This window comes from Psychromonas hadalis ATCC BAA-638, assembly GCF_000420245.1.
In the GTDB taxonomy this organism is placed as follows: Bacteria; Pseudomonadota; Gammaproteobacteria; order Enterobacterales; family Psychromonadaceae; genus Psychromonas; species Psychromonas hadalis.
In genome coordinates this window covers 1-3,277 of record NZ_ATUO01000250.1, presented here as the reverse complement: position 1 = coordinate 3,277, position 3,277 = coordinate 1, and the positions used below count along the sequence as shown (strand labels likewise).

Below are 3,277 nucleotides of genomic sequence, written 5' to 3'. Positions count from 1 at the left end.
CCATGGATAAGCATTTTGCGCAAATATCTGTCACCACGCTTGCTGATCCCACCCATGACGCTCTTATTACCCGAAGCAAACTGTTTTGGGGTAATACCTAACCAAACAGCAAACTCTTTAGCAGTCGCAAAAGCGTGTCCATTACCTATTGATGCAATAAAAGCGGATGCATTGAGGTAGCCTATTCCAGGTATACTCAATAAAATTTTTCCTAATGGGTGATTTTCAATGTCTGTTTTTAACTTTTTTTCAATCTCTTTTATGCGCGTATTTAATGACTGATACTCACGATAAACATCGTTGACCAACCACGTCAAAGTACCTGATAATGATTCATCTGAACATAAATCAATCAGCATCTCTGTAAAGCCTTTCTGACCCAGTGGAAAAATAATGCCAAAATCGGTTAATAAACCGCGCAATTGATTGCTTGTTGCAATGTGCATATTCTCACCCATCGCGATCACCCATTCTCATGTAAGCCGATCACTTGTTCTCATTTATCCCGATCACCTATTCTCATCGATGCCGATCACTTTTTATAAGTAAATAGCACTCGATAATCACTTTGCTTTGTTAAATCTGCATACTTTCCTTTTATTCAATACTAAGGAGAAAGTTATGCCAACAGAGCCAATTTCAATGAGACAACTAAAAGAGATATTACGTTTAAAATATCAAGCGAATCTGTCAAATCGTTCGATTGCTAAAAGCTTATCGATCTCACCCTCCACTATTTCAACCTATTTAACGCGTGCAAAAATGATAGGAATCGAAGTCTGGCCACTTCCAGAACAATGGAATGATGCAAAGCTTAGTAAGCATTTTTTACAAACTAAACATACGCCTAGAACCGCTATTCCATTACCAAATTGGCCAGAATTTCAGCTTGAGTTAAAGCGTAAAGGTGTCACAAAAAAACTGCTCTGGCAGGAGTATGTTGAGCGTAATAGCGATAATCACTACAGTTACCCACAACTCTGTCGCCACTATAAAACCTGGGCGATCAAGTTACAGTCCTCGATGCGCCAAAACCATATTGCCGGTGAGAAGCTGTTTATTGATTACTGTGGGCCAACGGTTCAGCTCGTTAACCCTGATACAGGAGAGTGTCGAGGTGCTCAGATTTTTGTTGCTGTAATGGGCGCTTCAAATTACAGCTACGCTGAAGCACCCCTCTCGCAGAAGCTAGAGGACTGGGTGATGAGTCATGTACGATGCTTTGAATTTCTTGGCGGGGTACCTGACCTGCTTATCCCTGATAATTTAAAGTCCGCAACAACTCGGGCGTGTAAATATGATCCTGATCTGAACCCAACTTACCAACAGATGGCAAGCCATTACAATGTCACTATTCTGCCAGCGAGACCGCTTAAACCTAAGGACAATGCCAAGGCTAAAATGGTGTGTTGATTGTTGAACGCTGGATCATGGGGGTTATTCGCAAAGAAGTATTTTACAGTTTATCCCAATTAAATCAGCGCATTAAAGAGTTGCTTATCTGGATGAATAATAAGAAATTTCAAAAAATATTGGGAACCCGATCATCATTATTTACTGAAATTGATCTGCCTGCATTGAAGCCTTTACCACTACAAAGTTATCAATATACCTATATTAAAAAGGTCACTGTCCATGTTGATTATCATGTGGAGGTAGAGAAACACTACTACTCCGTTCCTTACGGTCTGATCAAAAAACGATTAGAGGCGCATGTGACACAAAAGATGATCAAGATATACCATCAAGGGCATTGTGTTGCACAGCACTTAAAATCCACCCGTTCAGGAGGCCATAGTACCCACAGCGAACATATGCCTAAATCCCACCAAGAATATTCACAGTGGTCACCAGAACGTTTGCAGAGCTGGGCGGAATCCCTCGGCAGTGCGGTATTGGAATTAGTGACACTTCAGCTAAGTAGTAAAACACACCCACAGCAAAGCTATCGTGCATGTTTTGGGTTGTTATCTCTGAGTAAAAAGTATTCCAAAGAGCGTTTAAATGCCGCTTGTCAGCGTGGTCTTGATACTGGCGCAACCCGTTTACAAAGCATAAAAGCGATATTAAGCAGTGGGTTAGATCAGCAAGTACTCGCCTGTGAATCATCAGATCCGTTACTCAATATAGATCACGAGAATCTTCGTGGTGAAGAATATTACCATTAAGGAAATATCATGAATAAACAATTATCAGAACAGCTAAGTGGCCTACGCCTTACCCACCTATTTAGCGCACTTGAGCAACAAAATGCTCAACCACAACATTACCAAGATCTTAGCTTCAATGAGCGATTATCGTTATTGCTTGAAGAGGAAATATCACAACGGGAACAGCGCAAAATAGAGCGATTAGTTAAACAAGCCAAATTCAGGCTACAAGCTCATCCAGAGCAGATAGATTACCGTGCAGGAAGAGGATTAGAGAAAGCAAAGATCCGTAGTTTACTTGAAGGTCATTGGTTAACTCACCACCAAAATCTCATTTTTACAGGGGCGACTGGTTGTGGAAAAACCTTCATGGGATGTGCGATCGGGCAACACTTCTGTCAGCAAGGTAAAAGCGTGCGCTATTTTAGGCTAAAGGGGCTACAAGAGCATCTTCAACGCGTGCACGGTGATGGTAGTTACTCTCGCTTCCTGACACAGCTAAGCAAGTGCGATATCTTGATCATTGATGACTGGGGAATGGAAAGTTTAACAGGCCAACAACGTAGTGATCTTCTTGATATTATTGATGCACGACATGGGCAAGGTTCAATGATCTTGATGAGCCAATTACCACTCTCGAAATGGCATGAGTTAATTGGAGAAGCGACTTATGCAGATGAAATTCTAGATAGGTTGGTTCACTGTGCAGAACGATTTGAGTTAAAAGGCGAGTCAATGCGTAAAATAGGAGCAAAATTGTTGACGGATCTTGAGTAAAGTATTACAACTCAATCTCACCGCAAAGTAGCGAGCAAAAGTGATCGGCATGAATGAGAATGGGTGATCGATCTCATGAGAATACGCACAATGCGAGAGCTTAACAATCTTTCACGCAAACGATGTAGAATTAAGACTTCTTGTTGCGCTATAGTTTTAACAGGCACAAAGCGAATAAAGGGTCGTGTAGAGGCTTCAAAAATAGCTAAGGTATCATTGCTATCATTTTTATTGCCTCTAACAAAGGGGGTGACATGTTGAGCTGGAATTAGGTCAACGGTATGCCCCATATCCTCAAATGTACGCCCCCAATAATGAGAAGAATAACAAGCCTCCATGACAACACGACA

At 41.4% G+C, this 3,277-nt stretch carries 2 protein-coding genes and 2 pseudogenes; 2 read left to right on the top strand and 2 right to left on the bottom strand.

The genetic code is table 11. The features are described 5' to 3' along the window. The coding region (locus tag G322_RS21365) for a transposase (RefSeq protein WP_169337498.1) at window positions 1–446 on the bottom strand (446 nt) is incomplete at its 3' end. A gap of 175 nt (window positions 447–621) precedes the next feature. Between G322_RS21365 and istA the strand changes: the two are divergent. Together istA and istB are read left to right on the top strand one after the other, a co-directional pair. Beyond that, window positions 622–2,168, top strand: a pseudogene (gene istA / locus G322_RS22000) (IS21 family transposase). Window positions 2,169–2,177: 9 nt separating this feature from the next. After that, the gene (gene istB / locus G322_RS0118285; protein WP_022943128.1) at window positions 2,178–2,927 is read left to right on the top strand and encodes an IS21-like element helper ATPase IstB; all 750 of its coding nucleotides are present in this window, start codon (window positions 2,178–2,180) and stop codon (window positions 2,925–2,927) included. 92 nt (window positions 2,928–3,019) lie between these two features. On the opposite strand, the pseudogene G322_RS21355 reads toward istB, so the two are convergent. Next, window positions 3,020–3,277 (bottom strand): annotated as a pseudogene (locus G322_RS21355) (IS110 family transposase); the annotation flags it as partial.

Excerpts from the sequence above, each read along its gene's own strand:
- istB (WP_022943128.1), top strand. The coding sequence starts at position 2,178 with ATGAATAAACAATTATCAGAACAGCTAAGTGGCCTACGCCTTACCCAC.